This is a genomic window from Mesorhizobium sp. M4B.F.Ca.ET.214.01.1.1 (assembly GCF_004791545.1).
GTDB lineage: Bacteria > Pseudomonadota > Alphaproteobacteria > Rhizobiales > Rhizobiaceae > Mesorhizobium > Mesorhizobium abyssinicae.
In genome coordinates, this window is the sequence record NZ_SRUX01000274.1 from 1 (window position 1) to 287 (window position 287).

Annotated in this window: 1 protein-coding gene; it reads left to right on the top strand. The window is 60.6% G+C overall.

Features of this window, described 5'->3' with window-relative positions; all coding sequences use genetic code 11:
* Nucleotides 1-82: 82 nt before the first annotated feature.
* On the top strand, nucleotides 83-287 hold a 205-nt coding region (locus EN857_RS34225), incomplete at its 3' end, for a DUF1062 domain-containing protein (protein ID WP_135897742.1).

A 287-nucleotide genomic window follows, 5' to 3' on the forward strand; every position in this document is an offset into this window, starting at 1 on the left:
CAGCCACCCGCCACGCCGCGCCCGCACGGGCATCTCGACATCGCCGACCGGATGAACTTCCCGACGGGAAGGACTTACCGGCATGTCTTCTATCCTGCGCATCCACTGGACGATCGCGCCTGAAATCGCACCGCGCCCATTGATCAACTGCAATCGCTGCGGCGGCGTGAAAGCCTATCGCTGCAGCGGGAAATTCCGCGTCAACGCCAATGGCAAGCGCATCGACGTCTGGCTGATCTATCGTTGCGCCGACTGCGACAATTCCTGGAATTTCGGCATTTTCGAAC